Genomic DNA, 19,369 nt, shown 5'->3' with positions numbered 1-19,369 from the left:
CCCTGGCCGCTCGCCTCTGCTTGAAAGAACATGTCCCCCCGGACATGCCCTCCCGCTCTCAAGCCCGCAGCGCCGGTCGTTCGCGGGCCGGCGGCAGCGCGGCGATCACGTCGCTCGCGCACGCCTCGAAGCATTTCTTGAAGGCGACCTCCTGCGTCGCCTCGAGCTGCTTCGCCGCGGCGCGGCGGGACAGGCCCTTGCGGTGGGCGTCGAGGGCCAGCGCGTAGCTGGCCTCCGGGAGCGACAGGCCGGCCCGCATGTTCCGCAGGTCGATGCCGCAGCCGCCGCCGCAGCAGGCGTTCTCGAACATGTAGGCGCCGTTGGCCACCCACACGCCGAGGCCGAGGGAGATCGCCGCCAGCTCGGCCGCGGCCTCGCCGTCGATCTCCGCCAGCGCCGGCGACGACGTCGGTTGTATCCACAAGCCGATCCGTCCCAGTTCGCGGGCCAGGTTGCCCAGCAGCAGCGTCGGCGCGCGGAACACCTGCGGCATCACCACCAGCGCGAGTTCGGACCCGCGCACGAACGTGTGCAGCAGGTGTCCCGACGGATCGCCGAGCACCTTGAAGCCCGGCGGCACTGCCGCAGCGCCTGCTCCCGGCGGCGCCAGCGTGATCTCGACGTCGCCCTGGCCGATGTGCTCCTGGGCGGCGCACACCAGCTCGAACAGCGCGTCGAGGTCGCGCGGCGGCGAGGCCTTCTTCAGCGGCGACTCGGACACCCACTGCTGCTTGCGCGCGGGTGGCCCCAGGTGGGCCACCACGACGGCGAGGCTGTGCGCCAGCCAGGTGCGAGTCTCGGGGTCGGGGACGAACTCCGGGGCCTTCGCGGCCCGCTCTCCGAACTGCAGCATGTTCCGCCGCAAGATAGCAGCACCGGCGCGCCCCTGCAGGCCAGCTCGCGTGCGCGACGCCCCGCGCGTGTGCCCGCGGCCCCACGAAACGCCCGGGTGCGGGCCGGGCCGCGTCGGCGACGCGCCGCGCGTACTCGCGGCCCCGCGGGACGGGCCTGGCCGCGTCCGCAACGCCCCGCGCGTGCTCGCGGCCCCGCGGGCGCCCGGGTGCGGGCCTGGCCGCGTCCGCGACGTCCCCGCGCGCGTGCTTGCGGGCCTGCAAGGTCGCCGCGTGCGCGTGCTTGCAGACGGCGTCGTGCCTGCACCCGTGATCCCGTGCACGACGCGCTGCACCCCGCTGCGGCCTGCAGCGCGCCCGCGTACCTCCAGCCCATCGCGTGCGCGACGCTCCGCCCCGCTGCGAGCTGCCGGGCACTCGCGTGCTCCAGACCTGATCGCGTGCATGACGCCCCCTGCTGCCGGCTGCAGGGCGCCCGCGGCCCGTGTCATGGCCCGCGGCGAAGCGCTGCGTTCTTCACAAACTGTCCGCGGCGGCTCGGGTCAGGCGGCGGTCCGCGGACACCCGTGATCGCGTAGGCCCCGAGCCTCCGTTCGCTGCATGCTCGCGATCACCCGCGCGATGTGCTTCGCACCCCTCGGTGCGCACCGCGCAGTTTTTTTCCGCTGCGTTTCGGGTACTGTCGATCCTCGGGTGATACTGGCCTCGCGTTTCGGTCGGCACGTCGGTCCGCGCCTCGCAGCGCTGGCGGTCCTGTTCGTCACTGCGCTGGCGTTCACGCCGGCCTTCGCCGCGGACAAGCACGTCGTCCCCGACATCCGCGGCGAATCGCAGCCCGAGCTGCGCGCCGGCGCCCGGCTCGTGCGCCTGCCGCTGACGATCCACGTCGCCACCGGCGCGGACAAGGTCGTGTTCGACCTGCGCCGCCTCAACCGCGCCGTGTGGCGGGCCAACGAGGCCCTGCGCGCCTCGGGCATCGAGGTCTACGTCGCCCGCGTCGAGCTGCTGCCCGACGGCTTCGCCTCGATCCGCCACCGTCGCGATCGCCGGCGCCTCGCCACCTTCGCCCCGCCCGACGGCACCGTCCACGTCTTCCTCGTCGGCAACCTCGAGCTCGGCGGGGCCCTCCGCGCCGACCGCAGCGTCCGCGGCCTCCACTGGCGCTACCGCGGCCTGCTCGGCAAGATGCGCAACCGCGAGTACCTCATCGTCAGCAACGACGCCCCCGCCACCACCTTCGTCCACGAGCTCGGCCACCTCTTCGGCCTCGAGCACGACACCTCGCACCAGAACCTGATGTGCTCCTGCCGCCAGGGCCCGCGCCAGATCTTCACGCTCGACCAGGGCCGGCGCATGCGCAGCGGCGCCCTCGCCTTCGTCGCCCGCCAGCGCTGAGCGCCTGGCCCTGAAGGCACGCCGCCCAGAGCGCGCCGGCCCGGGCTGGATCTCGCGAAGAAACATTCTCACCCGCGCCGCGCGTATGTCCCCAAGGACATGCCGCCCCTCGACTCGTGTCGAGGCCCGGGCCGGGCCTCGCGCCGCGTCGCCCTCACCAGCGCCGAGCGTGTGCCCCGAGGACAGGCCGCCCGGCGACTCGTGTCGAGGCCCGGGCCGGGCCTCGCGCCGCGTCGCCCTCATCGGCGCCGAACGCGTGTCCCAAAGGGCAGGCCGGCCCGCGGCCTGCGGCCGAGCCGCGACATGCCCCATGGCACATGCCTTGACGAACATGCCTGTCGGCGCATGTCCGCCGAGACAGACTCTATTCGTCGTCCTCCTCGACGACCTCGCCCAGCTCTTCGAGCGCGTTGGCCGCCTCGGCGCGCACGCGGGCCGGGGGCGCGGCCACGACCGGCTGCAGGCGGGCGCGCGGGGGCGGAGGCGCGGCGATGGCCGCCCACTCGCCGCCGAGCGGCTGCAGCAGCGCCGCCAGCCCGTCGATCGCCGTGCGCACCAGCTCCGGGTCGCCGCCGGCCAGCACCGCCCGGGCGTCGCGCAGGCCGCCCTCCACCGTCGCGCGCACCTCGGGCGCCAGCTTGTCCTGCTCGGCGAGGATCCGCTCGCAGCGCTGGACCATCCCTTCGAGCCGCGTGCGCCGCTCGTGCGCCTCGCGCTCGAGCCGCCCCGCCGCCTCGCGCTCGCGCGCCGCCTCGACCATGGCAGTGAGCTGCTCCTCGGGGATCCCGCCGCGCTCGCGCACGTGCAGCCGGGCCTCCTTGCCGCGCAGCAGCTCGCGCACCGACAGCTCGAGCACCTGGTTGTCGTCGACGCGCAGCTTGACCTCGACCTCGGGCCGGCCCGTCACCACGAAGCTGGCCAAGAGGTCATCCTCCTCGGCCCCGCGGTCGCCCTGGTACAGCCGCGCCTCCGCCGAGGCCCGCCCGTCGCCCGGCGTGTTCAGCACCACCGCCGTCTCGGCCGGCACCGCCGCGCGCGCCGTCAGCAGCGTCTGCACCTCGCCGCCGGAGAGCCGCACCACCAGCGGCTGCACCAGCGCCTCGTGGACGCGCACCTCCGGGTGACGCGACGCCAGCAGCCCGGCGAGGATCGCCGCCCCGCGCGCGACGGTGTCGACCGCGTCCAGCTTGCTCGACGGGATCTTCTTGAAGATCGCCTCGATCTTCTCGTGCAGCGCGGGGATCCGGCTGGTCCCGCCGAGCAGCATGACCTCGCCGACGCGGTCCTGGGCCACACCTGACTCTTCGAACACCCTGGCCACGAGCCCGGCGATCCGCTGGACCACGTCGCCGGCCAGCTTCTCGAGCCGCGCCTGCGTCAACTTGGCCGCCAGGTGCTTCGGGCCCGCCTCGTCGGCGCTGAGGAACGGCAGGTGGACCTCGACGTCCTTGCGCTCCGACAGCGCGATCTTGGCCTTCTCGGCGGCGTCGCGGATCCGCGAGCGCACCAGCTCGGGGTCGCCGCCCTCCTCGCCGCGCTCGCTCAGCAGCCACTCGGCGATCCGCCCGTCGATGTCCTCGCCGCCGAGCGCGAGCCCCCGCTGGGCCAGCACCGCGACCTCGCGCTCCTTGATCTCCACCACCGCGCAGCTCACCCCGCCCGCGCCGGCGTCGACCACCACGATCACCTCGTCGTCGACACCTGTCCTTTCGGCCTGGTAGAGCAGCGCCGCCGCGGTCGTCGGGTGGACCAGCCGCCGCACCTCGAGCCCGCCGAGCCGGCACGCGTGCAGCAGCGCCCGCCGCTGCGCGTCGCCGAAGTGGACCGGCACCGTCACGACCGCGTGCGTCACCGGCTCGCCGAGCTGCTCCTCGGCGACCGCCCGCACCTCGGCGACCTGCGCGGCCACCAGCGCCTGCGGCAGCAGCGAGTGGTCGCCCAGCTTGACCGACGCGTCGCCGTGCTCGGCCCGCACCAGCGTCTGCGGCTGCCACACCCCCGGCGTCACCGCCTCGAAGCGGCGCCCGAGCAAGCGGTGGACGTAGAGCTGGCTGGCGTCCGGCCGCAGCAGCGCCATCCGCCGCGCCCGGTCGCCCACCACCACCGCGCCCTCGCCGTCGATCGCCACCGCCGCCGGCAGCACCATCACGCCCTTGCCCTGCAGCAGCGCCGACGCCCGACCGTGCTCGAAGATCCCCACCGTGCAGCGCGTCGTCCCCAGATCGATCCCGATCGCCGTGCTCATGCGCGGCGCACTCTTGCAACCCCCGCCATCGCTGTCAACACCCGCATCACCTGTCCCTCGGGACATGTCCGAAGATCACGGCCTCGCCCGAGCGCGTGGCCGTGAGCGGGTCGCGGCGCCGGCGGCCCGACCGCACGCTCCGCCGCTCGGCCTGCCCTCTCGGCTCCGGGCGCGGCGGGCGGTGTGGAGCGGACGGGAGCGCAGGCGGGGGAGGAGCCGCGCTCGCCGCCCGCACGGTCGTCCGCGCAGGAGGCTCACCTGTCCTTCGAGACACCTCGTGCTGGCGCGGCGGCGCCGGCCAGCCGCAGCGCCCGTCGTCGGCTGCGGCCCCGGTTTGGTGCCGCGCTCGCGCCCTCCGGGCCGCCTACTCGCCGTGGCCGAGGCGGCGCGCCAGCTCGTCGATGATCGCCTCGGCCGCGCGCGTCAGCACCGTGCCGGGGCCGAACACCGCGGCCACGCCCATCGCCTCGAGCGTGGCGACGTCTTGCGGCGGGATCACGCCGCCGACCACCACCATCATGTCGTCGCGGCCGAGGCGCTGCAGCTCGGCGCGCAGCTCCGGCACCAGCGTCAGGTGGCCGGCCGCCAGCGACGACACCCCGACCACGTGGACGTCGTTCTCGACCGCCTGCATCGCCGTCTCGGCCGGCGTCTGGAACAGCGGGCCGATGTCGACATCGAAGCCCATGTCGGCGAACGCGGTGGCGATCACCTTGGCGCCGCGGTCGTGGCCGTCCTGGCCCATCTTCGCCACCAGCAGGCGCGGCCGGCGGCCCTCCGCGCGGGCGAACGCCTCGGCCCTCGCCTGCACGCGCGCGACGCTGCGGTCGTCGTCCACCGCCGCACTATAGACCCCGCGGATCGTCCGCGTCACCGCCTGATGGCGGCCCCACACCTGCTCGAGCGCCGCGCTCACCTCGCCGACCGTCGCCTTCGCACGCACCGCGTCGATCGCCAGCGCCAGCAAGTTCCCCTGGCTGTCGCCGGCGCAGCGGGTCAGGGCCGCGAGCGCCGCCTGCGTGGCCGCCTCGTCGCGCCCGCGCTTCAGCTCCTCGAGGCGCGCGAGCTGGGCCGCGCGCACCGCCGAGTTGTCGACCACCAGCACCTCGAGCGGCTCCTCCTGCTCGAGCCGCTGGCGGTTGACCCCGATCACCGCCTGCGCCCCGCTGTCGATCCGCCCCTGCGTCCGCGCCGCCGCCTCCTCGATGCGCAGCTTCGGCAGGCCCTGCACGATCGCCTGCGCCATCCCGCCGAGCGACTCGACCTCCTGAATCAAAGACCATGCCCTTTGGGCCAGCTCGTGCGTCAGCGACTCGATGTAGTAGCTGCCGCCGAGCGCGTCGATCGTGCGGCACACCCCGGCCTCCTCTTGCAGGTAGATCTGGGTGTTGCGGGCGATCCGGGCCGAGAAATCGGTCGGCAGCGCCAGCGCCTCGTCGAAGCTGTTGGTGTGCAGCGACTGCGTCCCGCCGAGCACCGCCGCCAGCGCCTCGACGCAGGTGCGGGCCACGTTGTTGTACGGGTCCTGGGCCGCCAGGCTCCACCCCGACGTCTGGCAGTGCGTGCGCAGGGCCAGGCTCTTGTCGCTCTTGGCCCCGAAGCCGCGCACGATCTTGGCCCACAGCAGCCGCGCCGCCCGCAGCTTGGCGACCTCCATCGCCAGGTTCATGCCGATGCCGAAGAAGAACGACAGCCGCGGCGCGAACGCGTCGACGTCGAGGCCCGCGCGCACCCCCGTGCGCACGTACTCGAGCCCGTCGGCCAGCGTGTAGGCCAGCTCGAGGTCGGCCGTCGCCCCCGCCTCCTGCATGTGGTAGCCGGAGATGCTGATGCTGTTGAAGCGCGGCATGTGCTTCGCCGTGTAGGCGAAGATGTCCGCCACGATCCGCATCGACGGCTCGGGCGGATAGATGTACGTGTTGCGGACCATGAACTCCTTCAAAATGTCGTTCTGGATGGTCCCGCTGAGCTGCTCCGGCCGCACTCCTTGCTCTTCGGCCGCGACGACGTAGAGCGCGAGGATCGGCAGCACCGCCCCGTTCATCGTCATCGACACCGACATCTGGTCGAGCGGGATGCCGGCGAACAGCACCCGCATGTCGAGGATCGAGTCGATCGCCACCCCGGCCATGCCGACGTCGCCGAGCACGCGCGGGTGGTCGGAGTCGTAGCCGCGGTGGGTCGCCAGGTCGAACGCGATCGACAGGCCCTTCTGCCCGGCCGCGAGGTTGCGGCGGTAGAACGCGTTGCTCTCCTCGGCCGTCGAGAACCCGGCGTACTGGCGGATCGTCCACGGCCGCTGGGTGTACATCGTCGCGTACGGCCCGCGGGTGTACGGCGGCAGGCCCGGCAGCGTGCGCAGGCAGGCCGGCTCGATCGCCTCCAGCGCCTCGGGCACGTAGCTCGGCGGCACCGCGACGCCCTCCGGCGTCGTCCATGCCTGTCCTTCGGGACCTGTCGCAACAGACACCTGCGGCAGCTCGTCGTAGCCGAGCTGCGAGAAGTCGGGGAACGGCCGAGTCGTCGTCACGCGTGCACCTCCAGGCGCTGCTGCACCGCGCCGAGCGCCGCCAGGACGTCGGCGCCGGCGGCGATGAACACATCGACGCCCGCGGCCGCGAGCGCCTCCCACTGGTCCTTGGGCCGGCCGGCCAGCACGATCACCCGCGCGCCCGCGGCTTTGAGCCCGGGCACCAGCTCCGGCACCGCCGTCGCGTAGCGAGCGTCGGTCCCGCAGATCACGGCGACCCGGGCCCCGCTGTTGGCGAACCGCGCCGCCGCCACCTGCAGCTCCTCCGTCGCCTCGGCCTCGACCACCTCGAAGCCGCCGACCGGGAAGTAGGCCCGCGCGTACTCGACCCGCGGCCGCACCTCGCTCGCCGTGCCGAACGGCACCAGCGCGACCTTCGGCGAGCCGAGCGCCTCCCCGCGGGCCCGCAGCGCCTCGAACGGGGCCGCCAGGCGCCCGCGCCCGAGCGGCGTCACCCGCTCCCCGGGCCCCGGCCGGACGAACCCGCCGAGCCCGCGACCGGCCACGAACTTGGCTTGCACTTCGGACATGCTCCGAAGTGCATGTACGTCCGGCCATGGCGCATGCGACAGGTCCTCTGGGACAGCCGCGTCGCGCCCGGCCGAGCGACTCGCCCCCGCGCGCCCGGCGTCGCCAACCGCCGCCTCGCCCTCGCTCGGCCTCGTCGACCGGCCCGCGGAGCCCGGGTCGCCCGCGCCGCGCTCGCCCGCGCCCGGCGCTGCCGCGTCGCGCTCGGCCTGGGCCCCCAGCCGCGGGCCCATCGGCCGCGCCGCGTAGCGGCTCGCGCCGACGATCGGCAGCCGCAGCGTCGCCACCGCCTGCTCCTGCGCCCGCGCGGCCGCGGCCGCGCGCTCCTGCACCGCCCCCGCGCGCAGCGACGCCAAAAGGCCGCCCTCGCGCTCGATCGCCTGCAGCCGGTCCCACGCCGCCCGCGCCAGCGCCTCGGTCGTGCGCTCGATCGAGTAGCTGCCGCCGGCCGGGTCCTGCACCGCGCCGAGGTGCGACTCGTCGCGCAGCAGCAATTGCGTGTTGCGGGCCAGCCGGCGCCCGAGCGGCGACGGCTCGCCGAGCGCCTCGTCGAGGGCGGGCAAGGCCACCGAGTCGGCGCCGCCGAGCGCCGCCGTGACGCCCTCCGTGGTCGCGCGGATCAGGTTGACCCACGGGTCGAGGTTGCTCAGCTCGCGCCGCGACGCCCGCGCGTGCAGCCGCATCACCTGTCCTTCGGGACCGACGCCGCAGGCGGCCGCGACCCGGGCCCACAGGCTCCGGGCCGCCCGCAGCTTGGCCAGCTCGAGCGGCAGGTCGCGCCCGACCGCCAGCACGAACAGCAGCGCCTCGGCGGCCGCGTCGATCGTCGCCCCCGCGCGCACGAGCCCGCGCAGGTGCTCCAGCGCGACCGCCAGCGCCCCCGCGATCTCGTCGGCCGCGCTCGCCCCGGCCTCGTGCCACGCGGTCGCGTCGACCAGCGCGGTGCGCAGGCCCGGCGCCGTCGCCCGCGCCCAGCCTGTCAATTCGGCCATGTCCTGATAGACATGTTCGATCGACCAGCCGATCTCGCCGACCGCGAGCAGCAGCGCCAGCGGGTCGCCGGCGACCGCCCCGCGCAGCTGCCCGGGCGCGACGTTGCGCCGCTCGGCCTCCGCCGCCAGCGCCGCCGCGACCGGCAGCGCCCGCACGCCCGCGTCGATCACCACCTCGGCCCGGGCCAGGTCGACGCCCGCGAGCAGCGCCGCGACGTCGGCCGCGTCGCCGACGACCACCCCGGCGCGCGCGCGGCCTTCGCTGCCGCGCCCGACGCCCGCGCCCTCGCTCGCCGCGACCGCGGTGCGGCCGCGCTTTGCCACCTCGCGCTCGCCCGCCGCGACCTCGGTGGCCGCCGTGCGGCCACTCTTTGCGACCTCGCGCTCGCTCGCCGCGGCCTCGGCGCGGCCGCTGTCTGCGTCCCCGCCCGCCGCGCCCTCGCCCGCCGCTGCGCGCCCGCTCGCCACCCCGGCCGCCACGGCCTCGTCGAGCACGAACCACGCCGCTTCTGTCCCGTGGGACAGGTCGTCGGCCGCCGCCGCCCCGGCCGCGTGGGCCCGCGTCTGCCGGTACTCCTGGGCGACCGCCCAGCCGCGGCGGGAGCGGGCCAGCAGCGGCGCGCGCGGCACGGCGGCGCCGACGTCCTCGGCGGTCACCAGGGGCGCGAGCTCCAGGCCCTCGGGCGTGCGGGCCACGAGTTTTTGGGTGGAGGCGCCCCCCAGCTCGCGCGTGGCAAGCTCGCGCCAGTCGGCGAGCGTGACCGGGGGGAATCCGCAGAGGCTGTCGCGCGTCGCGTCGTCGTCCGCCACGCGCCGATGATACGCCGCGGGCGTGCGACCAGCTATAGTGCGCCCCGCCCCGAGCCCGCGATGAACCAGCCGCTGCCCGTGACCTCGCCCTCGTCGCCGCCCCCGTTCCGCCCGTCGCGCAACCCCATCGTCCGCCTGGTCCTGTGGTTCACCGAACCGTCGATGATCAAGGGCATGGCGGTGGGCGTCGTGCTGGCGCTCCTCGGCGGGGTCGCGCTCAAGCTCGACGCCGCCTGGTACATCGCCAGCGGCCTGATGCTCGTCCTGGCCGCGCTGATCTTCGGCGCCGTGGTCGGCCACTATCTGTTCGAGGCGCGCCGCAAGCGCCTGCAGCGGCACGGCCTTCAGATGCTGCGCCAGGCCGGCAGCGAGCTGCCGGGCCTCGGCGACGAGCTCGCGGTGGTGGTCCTGCAGCGCGACATGAGCCACCTCCCGGGTATCTGGGAGCGGCTCCGTCGCCTGCGCCCCGCGGTCGAGGAGGTCGCCGGCCTCGGCCTCGCCGCCTTCTTCCGCATGGCCGCGCTGTCGGCCCTGTTCGCGGTGCTCGGCAGCGCGATCAGCTTCGCCGTGTTCCTCACCTCGTTCATGCAGGTCGAGCGGATGACCGAGCAGAACGAGCTCATCCGGGTCCAGACCGACCTGACGATCAAGCAGCTCGAGTTCGAGGAGAAGCGCCAGGCCGTCGAGATCGCGCTCAGCATCGCCGACCGCCGCCAGACCACCGCGCGTGAGGTGTTCGCCGCGATCGCGGGCGACCCGGGCAAGCCCGGCTCCGACGACGACCGCAAGAAGCTGACCCAGGGGACACGTCTCCTGATCACCGCGACCGTCTCGCAGCTGCAGCCGTACAAGGGCGTCGACCCGGTCTCGAACAGCGTGACCGAGCAGATCAAGAGCCCCGAGCAGGAGCAGGTGCTGCGCTACCTGTCGGCGACCAACGTCGACGTCAGCGAGATCGACCTGTCGCGCGCCTTCCTCGACCACGTCGACCTGCACAGCACCGAGCTGCCGCAGGTGCAGCTCCCGGGCGTCAGCATCCGCCAGGCCGCGCTCTACGACGCCAAGTTCCCCGGCGCCAACCTGGCCCTGGCCGACCTGTCGATCTCCCAGCTCGCGCGCACCGACCTCAGCGGCGCCAACCTCACCGACGCCAAGCTCGTCGACGCGGTCCTCGTCGACGCCGTCCTCACCGACGCCAACCTCGTGCGCGCCGACCTCACCCGCGCCAGCCTGCGCAAGGCCGTGCTCAAGCAGGCCCAGCTCGGCAGCGCCAACCTCGGCGGCGTCGACTTCGCCCAGTGCGACCTCGCCAGCGCCGACCTCACCGACGCCGACCTCGCCCTCGCCGACCTCAGCGCCGTCGACCGCACCCCGCTGGTCCCCAAGGTCCGCGCCGCCGCCTGGTGGTGGCTCGGCGTCTACAGCGACGACTACGCCGCCAAGCTCGGCGTCAGCCCGGCGCAGAACGCCAAGAACCGCGAGGCCATGACCCGCCTGCGCGCCGCCGCCGGCATCGACGCGGCGCGAGCGATCCTCGCCGAGGCCAAGGCCGCCGCCCCCAACGCGCCGGGGTGAGCTGTTGAAGGGGCATGTCCGGCCGGACAAGCGCCGAGCCCGCCGAGCGGTCGCCGTCGGTCGCCGCGGCGCGTCCGTGCCATGATCATGCCGACGCTCGCTGCGCGCGCCCGGAGTGACATGACCCAAAAGCCAGCCTACCTCGCGCCCGACTGCCCGCTCACCCTCGCCGAGGGCCTCGAAGCGTTCGCCGCCGCCAACCCCGGCCTCTTGCCGCCCGGCGACGGCGAGCTGCGCGAGTTCATCCGCGCCCACGACGCCTGCCACGTCCTGTTCGGCCTCGGCACCACCGTCGAGGACGAGGCCGTCGCCGACACCTGGACGATCTTCGGCTCGGACGTCGGCCTGCGGCGCTACGCCTCCTACCTGGGGCGCCCGGAGATCGCCGGCATCATCCAGCAGATCGGCTGGTGGAACCTGACCGCCGGCAGCGCTCGCGCGCTCCCGCGGGTGCTCCGCGCGATCGTACGCGCCCGTCGCATGAGCGCGCCGTGGCCCTTCTTCGACTATGCTCGGTCCCTCGACGTGCCGATCGCCGCGCTGCGGCGGCGCTACAACGTGCGCCCGGTGTAGCGCTCGCGGCGACTGCCGGGGGCCTCGGCCCGGATTGACGCCCGCCGCGGGCCGGTGATAAGCGAGCACTTAATCACCGACGAACGAGGCATCATGGCGTTTCTCCTGCACAGCCCGCTCTGCCTCCTGATCGCGCAGCTCGTCGTCATCATCGTCACGGCGCGCCTGCTCGGCCTGGCGGCGCGGAAGATCCACCAGCCGCTCGTGATCGCCGAGGTCGTCGCCGGCATCCTGCTCGGGCCCTCGCTGCTCGGCCTCGTCGCACCCGACGTCGAGGCCGCGCTGTTCCCCGCGGCCTCGCTCGGGATCCTCGGCATGCTGAGCCAGGTCGGGCTGATCCTCTTCATGTTCCTGGTCGGCCTCGAGATGGACCTCGGCCTGCTGCGCGGGCGCGGCCACACCTCGGTGCTCATCAGCCACACGAGCATCGTCGTCCCGTTCGCCCTCGGCGCCGTGCTGGCGCTCTACATCCACCCGACGCTGATGCCCGAGGGCGTCGCCTTCTCGTCGTTCACCCTGTTCATGGGCGCGGCGATGAGCATCACCGCCTTCCCGGTGCTGGCGCGCATCCTCACCGAACGCCGCCTGCTCCGCACCAAGGTCGGCGCCGTCACCATCACCTGCGCCGCCGTCGACGACGTCACCGCCTGGTGCATCCTCGCCTTCGTCGTCTCGATCGTCCGCGCCACCGCGCTGACCGAGGCCATCGTCACCACCGTCCTCGCCGTCGCCTACACGCTGGGGATGCTGCTGCTCGTGCGCCCGTTCCTCGCCCGCGTCGCCGCGCGCGGCACCGGCCGCGAGGGCCTGACGCAGAACATCGTCGCCGTCACCTTCGTGCTGCTGTTCCTGTCGGCCTGGGCGACCGAGCTGATCGGCATCCACGCGCTGTTCGGCGCCTTCTTGATGGGCGCGATCATCCCGCGCGAAGGCGGCTTCGCCCGCGTGCTGGCCGAGAAGCTCGAGGACATCGTCGTCATCGTCCTGCTGCCGACCTTCTTCGCCCTCAGCGGCCTGCGCACCCAGATCGGCCTGCTCAACACGCCCGAGGCGTGGATCCAGTGCGCGCTCATCATCGCCGTCGCCTGCCTCGGCAAGTTCGGCGGCAGCTACGTCGCCGCGCGCTGGACCGGCCTCGGCTGGCGCGAGTCGACGGCCCTCGGGATCTTGATGAACACCCGCGGGCTGATGGAGCTGATCGTCCTCAACATCGGCCTCGAGCTCGGCGTGATCTCGCCGACCCTGTTCACGATGATGGTGCTGATGGCGCTGGTCACCACCTTCATGACCACGCCGATCCTGCAGGTCGTCTACCCGCCGGAGCTGCTGGCAGCGGACGTGATCGACCCGCCGCAGCCCGACACGCGCGTCACCTTGCCCGAGGGCTTCAGCGTCCTGATGTGCGTCGCGTTCGACCGCTCCGGCCCCGGCATGGCCCAGATCGCCGGCGCCCTGGTCGGCAAGCAGACCGCCTCCGACCGCCTCTACGGCCTTCAGCTGCACCGGCCCGCCGAGCGTACCTCCACCTTGCTCGAGGACGAGCACAGCCCCGAGAGCCCGGGCGCCCTCGAGCCCCTGCTCGCGCGCAGCCGCGACCACGGCCTCAACGTGCGGCCGATGTCGTTCGTCTCCGGCGAGCCCGCGCGCGACATCTGCAGCGTCGCCGAGGTCAAGGACGTCGACCTGATCCTCCTCGGCTGGCACAAGACCCTGTTCGGTCAGGCCCTCCTCGGCGGCACCGTGCACGACGTCATGAAGGACGCGCGGGCCGACGTCGCCGTCCTCGTCAGCCGCGACCTCACGGCCGTGCGCCGCGTGCTGGTCCCGTTCTGCGGCGCGCCCCACGACGAGCTCGCGGTCCGCCTCGCGCGGCGCATGGCCTTCGCCGTCGGCGCCGAGGTCACGATCCTGCGGATCCGCTTCCGCAACGCCGACGCCCCGCGCGTCGACGCCTTCCTCGCCGGCATGGCCGCCGACAAGGTCACGGTCGTCGAGGCCGTCGACGACGGCAACAAGGCCGTCGACCTGGTCGTCAAGGCCGCCCTGGGCCAGGACCTCGTCGTGCTCGGGGCCGCCCCGCTCTCGCCCGACCAGATCATGACCCGCTGCCCGACCTCCTTCCTCGTCGTCCACCACCACGAGCGGGCCCAGCCGGCGCAACGACGGCCGCGCCCGCTCACCGAGCCGCAAGCCGACGCGGTCGCGCACGGCTAGTCGCGTATCATCCCCCGCGAGCCCCCATGCACTTCGGCGCCACCCTCCGCCTCCTCCGCGTCGACGCCGGCGTCAGCCTCCGCGCCCTCGCGCAGAAGATCGGCGTCTCGAGCGCGTACCTCAGCCGGGTCGAGAACGGCCACGACCAGGCCCCCACGCCCGACCGCCTGATGGCGATCGCCCGCGCGCTCGACCTCCCGCCGACCCTCCTCATCGACCTGGCCCAGCGCGTCTCGCCGTTCGTCGCCCGCTACCTCGAGGATGTCCCTTCGGCCAGCTACCTGTTCCTCGAGATCGCCCGCCGCAAGCTCAGCGCCGCCCAACTGGCGCGCGTCCACGCCTTCCTCGAGGCCGAGTTCCCGGCCCGGGGCGCGACCGCCGGGCCCGCGACCCCGCGCCTGCACGAGCTGCTCGCCCCGGAGCGCGTCATCCTCAAGCTGTCGTGCAGCTACCTCGGCGACGCCATCGACGTCGCCGCCGTGCGCCTCGCCAACGCCGCGCCCGGGCTCAGCGCCGCGGCGATCGCCGCCGAGATCCGCGAGCGCGAGCGCGAGTCACCGACCGGCGTCGGGCACGGCGTCGCCGTCCCGCACGCCCTCGGCGCCAGCGTCCAGCCGGTCGCCGCGCTCGTCACCCTCGCGCGGCCGCTCCCCGTCGCCACGCCCGACGATATCCCGCTGCAGATGCTGCTCGTGCTCGTCGGCGGCGGACGCTCGCCGCTCGAGCTGCTGGCCCGGGCCGCGCGGCTGGCCACGCCCGCCACCGTCGCCGACCTGTGCCAGGCGAGCACGCCCGAGGCCGCGCTCGGGCGGGTGCGCCACGTCGAGAGCGAGTTCGGCTGACATGCTGAGCAACGACCCGCCCGTCCACTTCGCGCGGGTCCGAGAGATCTTGCAAGGCGCGACCTTCGAGCCGCGACCGAACTCGCGGGCCTCGAGCATCCTGCGGGCGCTCTTCACCGGCGAGACGGACACCGAGATCTCCCCGCGAGGCTTCGTCGTCCGCTTCGCCGGCGGCGGGACCATCCCGTACGTCAGCGAGGCCGCGCCGGCGACGATCCACGCGCTCCTGGCCCGCGCGCAGATCTGTCCGCAAGGACAGGCGCTCGCGTTCCGCCTCGAGGACGAGGACAGCTACGCCCTGGCCGGGCTCCCCGACGCGGCGCGCTGGGTCTGGGTGATGCCCGGCGAGGACGTCGTGCTGGTGTCGCTGCGCCGTCCGACCAGCGCCGGTCCGCCGCCGGCCGAGCCGCCGCCGCTGCCGCTGCCGAGCAAGCTGAAGAAGCTCTACGCCCACCTGGCGCAGCCGCTGGCGTGCCCTCACTGCGCGCGCGCCTCGTCGGTGTACCGCGCCACGCAGGAGACATGGGTATGCGGCGGCCCGCGCTGCGGCCAGTCGTTCAGCCCGCCGCACCGCGTCCGCGCGCTCGCCGAGCTGCGCGACGACGCCGGCGGGACCGTGCGCGAGACGACCGCGCGCGCGAAGATCTACCGCTGACACGCCAAGAAAAGGCGGGCCGCGACGAGGTTCGAAGCGACATTCTTACCACGCGCTCTACCAGACCGAGCCACCGTTCCCGCGAGGGAGCGGGCTGGATTCGAACCAGCGACCTCGTGGTCCCTTTGTAGTCACTTCGGCATTCGCGACCCTGAAGAAGGCGGCTGCGACGAGGATTCGACGAGACGTTCGATCGTGTGAAGATGGAGTCCCGCCGAGCATTCGCAGCCAGAGACAGGTGGACCTCGACGAAAGGTACGGAGACGTTTCGTGCTCTACCAGGCTGAGCTACCGCCCCGTGAGCGTGGAGCGGGTCGGATTCGAACCGACGACCTCGACCTTAAAAATGTAGTCCCCGCGGGCATTCGAGGGCCGAAACGGTGCGTGACGGAGAAAGGCGGCCGCGACGAGGATTCGGCGAGACGTGTGATCGTGAAGAGATGTAGTCCCGCCGAGCATTCGCAGCCAGAAATGTGCTCTACCGGTCTGAGCTACCGCCCCGGGCGAGCGGAGCGGGTCGGGTTCGAACCGACGACCTCGACGTGACGATGTCGTCCCCCCGGGCATTCGCGGCCCGAAACGGTGCGTGACAGAAAAGGTGGACTCCGACGAGGGTCGGAGAGACGTCCGCGCTCTCCCGCTGAGCTACCGCCCCATACTCGGAGCGGGCTGGATTCGAACCAGCGACCTCGATCTCCGTAAGATGTAATCCCTCCGTGCATTCGGAGTCCAAAAGCGTGGGTGTGCGAAAAAGGTGGGCCTCGACGAGGGATCGAAGGGACGAACTGCGGTCCGCTCTGCCGCTGAGCTACCGCCCCATACTCGGAGCGGGCCGGATTCGAACCGGCGACCCTACCGTTAAAGATGTAGTCCCCCCGGCATTCGGGGCCCGAAATCGTGGTGCGTGAGAAGGTGGGCTTCGACGAGGGATTGAAGAGACGACCAGTGCGTTCTGTCCGCTGAACTACCGCCCCACACACGGGGCGGGCCGGAGTCGAACCGGCGCCTCACCGTTGGAATGTAGTCCCTCCGGCATTCGAAGCCCGGAGATAGGCGGCTGCGACGAGGCGGTGGGCGAGACAGCGTCAACCACGATGTAGTCCCGCCCGGCATTCGCAGCCAGAGGTCTCAGGCGTTCACAGCGCGACCGCCTCGATCGCGCGGACCCAGTGCTCGCCCGCGAGGCCGCCGCGCGCGAACGCGGCGATGAGAGAGAACACGTCGTCGGAGAAGCCGCCGACGTTGAGGATGTCCTTCCGGTCAGGCGCCTGCGTGGTCGCCCCCGGCTGGACGTCGATGCAGACCAGCTTCGCGTTCGGGTTGCGGCGCTTGAACTCGCCCCACTCCTCCATCACCTGCGTCCCGCGGCGCCACGCGCTGCGGGTGTCGATCCACGACTCGTTGTCGGACACGTAGATCACGAGGTCGCCCTTGGCCTTGCGGCGGTTGAGCTCCTGCAGGGGCACCGCGCAGTTGGTGCCGCCGGACGGGAGCTGCGCCAGGCGCTGCGCGTTGGTGAGGACGCTGTCGCGGCCGTCGATCTTGCACGGCACGACCTTGTCGTGGAACGGGATCACCTCGGTGTCAGGGTTCTTGCGCAGGAACGCCGCGGCGACCAGGGCCGCCACGTCGATGCAGCGGACCGCCGTGGTCGCGCCCTTGCGGTGCCCCGTGGCCGGGGAGTGCATCGATCCCGAGACGTCGAGCAGGACGTAGACTTGCCCCTCGACCTCGGGCACGTTGTCGAGCGCCGCCTCCATGGCGTCGTGGAGCGCCTCGCGGATCTTCTTCGGGACCGCGACGTCGGCCTGCTTGTAGGCCATGAGCAGCTGGTACGGGAACACCCGCGCCTTGCGGACCTCCTCGGGCGCGGCCAGCTTCTTGGCGAGCGCCTTGGTGAGCGCCGCGTCGTCGAACACGCCGTGGCGCAGGAAGGTGTTGAGGTTCATGCGCAGCATCTGCCAGCCGGCGCGGGCGGCGATGGCCCGCCACGCGCTCTCGGGCAGCGGCGAGCCGGTGAGCAGCTGGAACGGCACGTCCGGCACGTCGCTCGCGCGCCCGGCCTTGAAGTCCTCGAAGGCGCGGACGCACGGCGGCAGCTTGTCCGCGTCGTGCGGGCGACCGAGCAGGTAGCCGTAGAGCGCCCGGCGGCCGTCGTTGCCCGGCTTCGGGTGGACCATCCGCAGCACGTCGGTCAGCGACGGGTCGTTGCCGACCGAGTCCGCCAGCACCTGGGCGTCGGTGCGCCGGTCGAGCCACCGCTGCACCAGCCGCTTCGGCCGCGTCCCGAGCGAGCGCCGCCCGGTCGCGCCCGACCGCACGATCTGCACGAAGTTGCGCAGCATCTTGCCGTTGTCGACGACCCGCCCGAACACCTTGTCGAGCATCTCGCCGTTGCGGCTCGCCAGCTCCGCCAGCAAGAGCGCCGGCATGTCCTTCATGTGGCTGTGCTGCCGGGTGTACACGGCCGTCTTCGCCACGAACTCGGCGTCGACCTTGGCGACCAGCGCCCGCACCGCGTCGAGCTGGCCCTGCCCGCTCGTATAAAACGTGTTGTTCAGGCAGCCGGTCGCGGCGTACTGCGCCAGCGCGTGCTTGTCGCTGAAGGCGTACGCCCGACCCCCGGCCTCGTTCACCGCGTTCGCGGCGGGAGCAACCTTGCGGGAGGTGAAGATCGAGAGGTTGACCATGACGGGCTCCTTGTCCTTGTCCCCCCCTTGAGCAGGCGGCAGGCCGAGCGCCGAGAGAAGGGCCGGGTCTGCGTAATTCCGAATATTTGAATGTCTTTGCCCGGGGAAAAATGGAACTTTTCTCTTATCCGGCGATATCTACCGGTAGACGGTCGTCGCGGGCGGAGCCGACCGCATGGCTTTCAGGACAGCTCGCTCTTCACGCAGGTCGACGCCTGCAGAGGGCTGTCTCTCGGGCCAGGTCCTCGCGGAGCCGCGGAGGCGTTCGTGCGCGGGCCTCGGGCCGACGGAAGGGAGCAGGTCCTGTCCCTCGGGACAACTCCTCGACCTCGGTCTCGCCTGACCTTCAAGCCAGCTCATCGAGGGCCAGGTTCGCCGCCTGTCCCTCGGGACATCTCATCGAAAGACAGCGCTCGTCACGGGCGCTTCGGCGGCGAGTCGGGCTTGCCGTCGAGGTCGGGTCGGCCGTCGAACAGGTCGCGGCTGATGGCGATCGCGCGCTGGATCATCGCGTTGAGCGAGGGCGAGCGGGCGAGGTCGGGGTCGCGGGCGCGGACGTGGTCGACCACCTGCTCGACCTTCACTGCCCCGCCCTGCTTCAGCTCGTGCAAGATCGCCAGCAGCATCCGCTCACTGCGCTCGCGCTCCGTCTGTTCGCGGCGGCGGACCACGATCGCGCGGGCCAGCAGGAGCCCGAGGATCACGACGATGAGCGCGAGGACCCACGCGATCCGCTCGCCGACCTGCGCGCCCTTGTGGAGCGTGTCGTCGATGCGGCCCCAGAAGCGCTCGCGGAAGGCCTGGTACTGCGGGTCGGTCTCGACCACGTCGAGGGCATCGACCGCGCCGAGCAGCGCCTCGCGGCTGACCTCGCGCGACACGCGTCCGGCTGCGGGCGCGAGCTCGCGGGTCAGCGCGTCGCGCAGCGCGGGCGCGACGTCCTTCTCGATCGTGTGGCGCAGGGCGGGGCCGACGTTGTCCTCGACCACCCGCTGGATCGCCGGGCCCACGTTGCGCTCGAGCACCGTCTGCGTCGCCGGGCCGAGCTCGTCGCGCAGGCCCTCGCTCAGCGTCGTCAGCGTCCTGCGGGTCAGCGCCTCGGCCATGTTCGCCGCGCCTTGCCGGGTCGTCGGCGACAGCGCCGACCGGAGCGCCTGCTCGACCGCCTGCCGCGTCGTGTCGACCACCGCCGGGCTCACGTCCTCGCGCAGCCCCTGGCCGACGGCCTTCGACAGCGCGCCGACGTAGTCCTCGCTGACCCGGCGGACCTTGGCCAGGCGCTGCTCGTCGGTCAGCCCGTCGAACGCCCCGGCCGCGACCTGCTCGGCCAGGTCGCGCGCGGCCTGCTGGACCTCGGGCAGGTCGAGCAGGTCGTCGATGCGCCTGCGGACCTGCGGGTCTTCGAGCGTCTTGAGGGTCTCGTCGATCCCGGCCGGCACCGCGCGGCGGACCATCCTCTCGGTTCCTGT

At 73.1% G+C, this 19,369-nt stretch carries 12 protein-coding genes and 1 tRNA gene; 6 read left to right on the top strand and 7 right to left on the bottom strand.

What is annotated here, in order from left to right; genetic code table 11:
* Positions 1–58: 58 nt before the first annotated feature.
* Positions 59–853, bottom strand: coding sequence for a hypothetical protein (locus NAEX_RS22160; RefSeq protein WP_096329468.1), 795 nt, complete (start codon positions 851–853; stop codon positions 59–61).
* Positions 854–1,544: 691 nt separating this feature from the next.
* Here NAEX_RS22160 and NAEX_RS22155 point away from each other — a divergent pair.
* Positions 1,545–2,246 (top strand): M12 family metallo-peptidase, encoded by a 702-nt coding sequence (locus NAEX_RS22155; RefSeq protein ID WP_096329467.1) that lies wholly within the window; start codon positions 1,545–1,547, stop codon positions 2,244–2,246.
* Between the two features lie 364 nt (positions 2,247–2,610).
* Here NAEX_RS22155 and NAEX_RS22150 read toward each other — a convergent pair whose 3' ends face one another.
* The 3 genes from NAEX_RS22150 to NAEX_RS53045 form a co-directional block, all read right to left on the bottom strand.
* Entirely contained in the window at positions 2,611–4,491 is a 1,881-nt protein-coding gene (locus tag NAEX_RS22150) for an Hsp70 family protein (protein ID WP_170135909.1), read from the bottom strand.
* A 364-nt stretch (positions 4,492–4,855) separates the two neighbouring features.
* Positions 4,856–6,961 (bottom strand): methylmalonyl-CoA mutase, encoded by a 2,106-nt coding sequence (scpA, locus tag NAEX_RS22145; RefSeq protein WP_245913963.1) that lies wholly within the window; start codon positions 6,959–6,961, stop codon positions 4,856–4,858.
* A gap of 56 nt (positions 6,962–7,017) precedes the next feature.
* Positions 7,018–9,351 carry a methylmalonyl-CoA mutase family protein gene (locus NAEX_RS53045; RefSeq protein ID WP_177325868.1) on the bottom strand — a complete coding sequence of 778 codons (2,334 nt, stop codon included), beginning with the start codon at positions 9,349–9,351 and terminating at the stop codon, positions 7,018–7,020.
* A 60-nt stretch (positions 9,352–9,411) separates the two neighbouring features.
* Between NAEX_RS53045 and NAEX_RS50525 the strand changes: the two genes are divergently transcribed.
* The 5 genes from NAEX_RS50525 to NAEX_RS22115 all read left to right on the top strand — a co-directional run bounded on the left by NAEX_RS50525 (position 9,412) and on the right by NAEX_RS22115 (position 15,210).
* Positions 9,412–10,926 carry a pentapeptide repeat-containing protein gene (locus NAEX_RS50525; RefSeq protein ID WP_170135908.1) on the top strand — a complete coding sequence of 505 codons (1,515 nt, stop codon included), beginning with the start codon at positions 9,412–9,414 and terminating at the stop codon, positions 10,924–10,926.
* A 120-nt stretch (positions 10,927–11,046) separates the two neighbouring features.
* Positions 11,047–11,499, top strand: a complete 453-nt coding sequence (locus tag NAEX_RS22130; RefSeq protein ID WP_100792757.1) for a hypothetical protein — start codon at positions 11,047–11,049, stop codon at positions 11,497–11,499.
* A 93-nt stretch (positions 11,500–11,592) separates the two neighbouring features.
* A complete protein-coding gene (locus tag NAEX_RS22125) occupies positions 11,593–13,713 on the top strand; it encodes a cation:proton antiporter domain-containing protein (RefSeq protein ID WP_245913778.1) in 2,121 nt (706 codons plus the stop codon).
* Between the two features lie 26 nt (positions 13,714–13,739).
* Positions 13,740–14,555 (top strand): helix-turn-helix domain-containing protein, encoded by an 816-nt coding sequence (locus NAEX_RS22120; RefSeq protein WP_096329461.1) that lies wholly within the window; start codon positions 13,740–13,742, stop codon positions 14,553–14,555.
* 1 nt (position 14,556) lies between these two features.
* Positions 14,557–15,210 (top strand): hypothetical protein, encoded by a 654-nt coding sequence (locus NAEX_RS22115; protein WP_096329460.1) that lies wholly within the window; start codon positions 14,557–14,559, stop codon positions 15,208–15,210.
* A 508-nt stretch (positions 15,211–15,718) separates the two neighbouring features.
* Here NAEX_RS22115 and NAEX_RS50520 read toward each other — a convergent pair.
* From NAEX_RS50520 to NAEX_RS22105, 3 genes are all read right to left on the bottom strand, one after another.
* Positions 15,719–15,865: transfer RNA gene (locus NAEX_RS50520), tRNA-OTHER, on the bottom strand.
* A gap of 481 nt (positions 15,866–16,346) precedes the next feature.
* Positions 16,347–17,900 carry a TROVE domain-containing protein gene (locus NAEX_RS22110; RefSeq protein ID WP_096329459.1) on the bottom strand — a complete coding sequence of 518 codons (1,554 nt, stop codon included), beginning with the start codon at positions 17,898–17,900 and terminating at the stop codon, positions 16,347–16,349.
* 416 nt (positions 17,901–18,316) lie between these two features.
* A complete protein-coding gene (locus NAEX_RS22105) occupies positions 18,317–19,354 on the bottom strand; it encodes a hypothetical protein (protein WP_096329458.1) in 1,038 nt (345 codons plus the stop codon).
* Between the last annotated feature and the right edge of the window lie 15 nt (positions 19,355–19,369).

Origin of the sequence: Nannocystis exedens, assembly GCF_002343915.1 — a bacterium.
GTDB lineage: Bacteria > Myxococcota_A > Polyangia > Nannocystales > Nannocystaceae > Nannocystis > Nannocystis exedens.
Note: the sequence above shows the minus strand (reverse complement) of the source record. Positions and strands in the feature narration are given on the sequence as shown.

Coding starts and splice junctions, on each gene's coding strand:
- NAEX_RS22160 (WP_096329468.1), bottom strand. CDS start 853: ATGCTGCAGTTCGGAGAGCGGGCCGCGAAGGCCCCGGAGTTCGTCCCC.
- NAEX_RS22150 (WP_170135909.1), bottom strand. CDS start 4,491: ATGAGCACGGCGATCGGGATCGATCTGGGGACGACGCGCTGCACGGTG.
- NAEX_RS50525 (WP_170135908.1), top strand. CDS start 9,412: ATGAACCAGCCGCTGCCCGTGACCTCGCCCTCGTCGCCGCCCCCGTTC.
- NAEX_RS22130 (WP_100792757.1), top strand. CDS start 11,047: ATGACCCAAAAGCCAGCCTACCTCGCGCCCGACTGCCCGCTCACCCTC.
- NAEX_RS22125 (WP_245913778.1), top strand. CDS start 11,593: ATGGCGTTTCTCCTGCACAGCCCGCTCTGCCTCCTGATCGCGCAGCTC.
- NAEX_RS22120 (WP_096329461.1), top strand. CDS start 13,740: ATGCACTTCGGCGCCACCCTCCGCCTCCTCCGCGTCGACGCCGGCGTC.
- NAEX_RS22115 (WP_096329460.1), top strand. CDS start 14,557: ATGCTGAGCAACGACCCGCCCGTCCACTTCGCGCGGGTCCGAGAGATC.
- NAEX_RS22110 (WP_096329459.1), bottom strand. CDS start 17,900: ATGGTCAACCTCTCGATCTTCACCTCCCGCAAGGTTGCTCCCGCCGCG.
- NAEX_RS22105 (WP_096329458.1), bottom strand. CDS start 19,354: ATGGTCCGCCGCGCGGTGCCGGCCGGGATCGACGAGACCCTCAAGACG.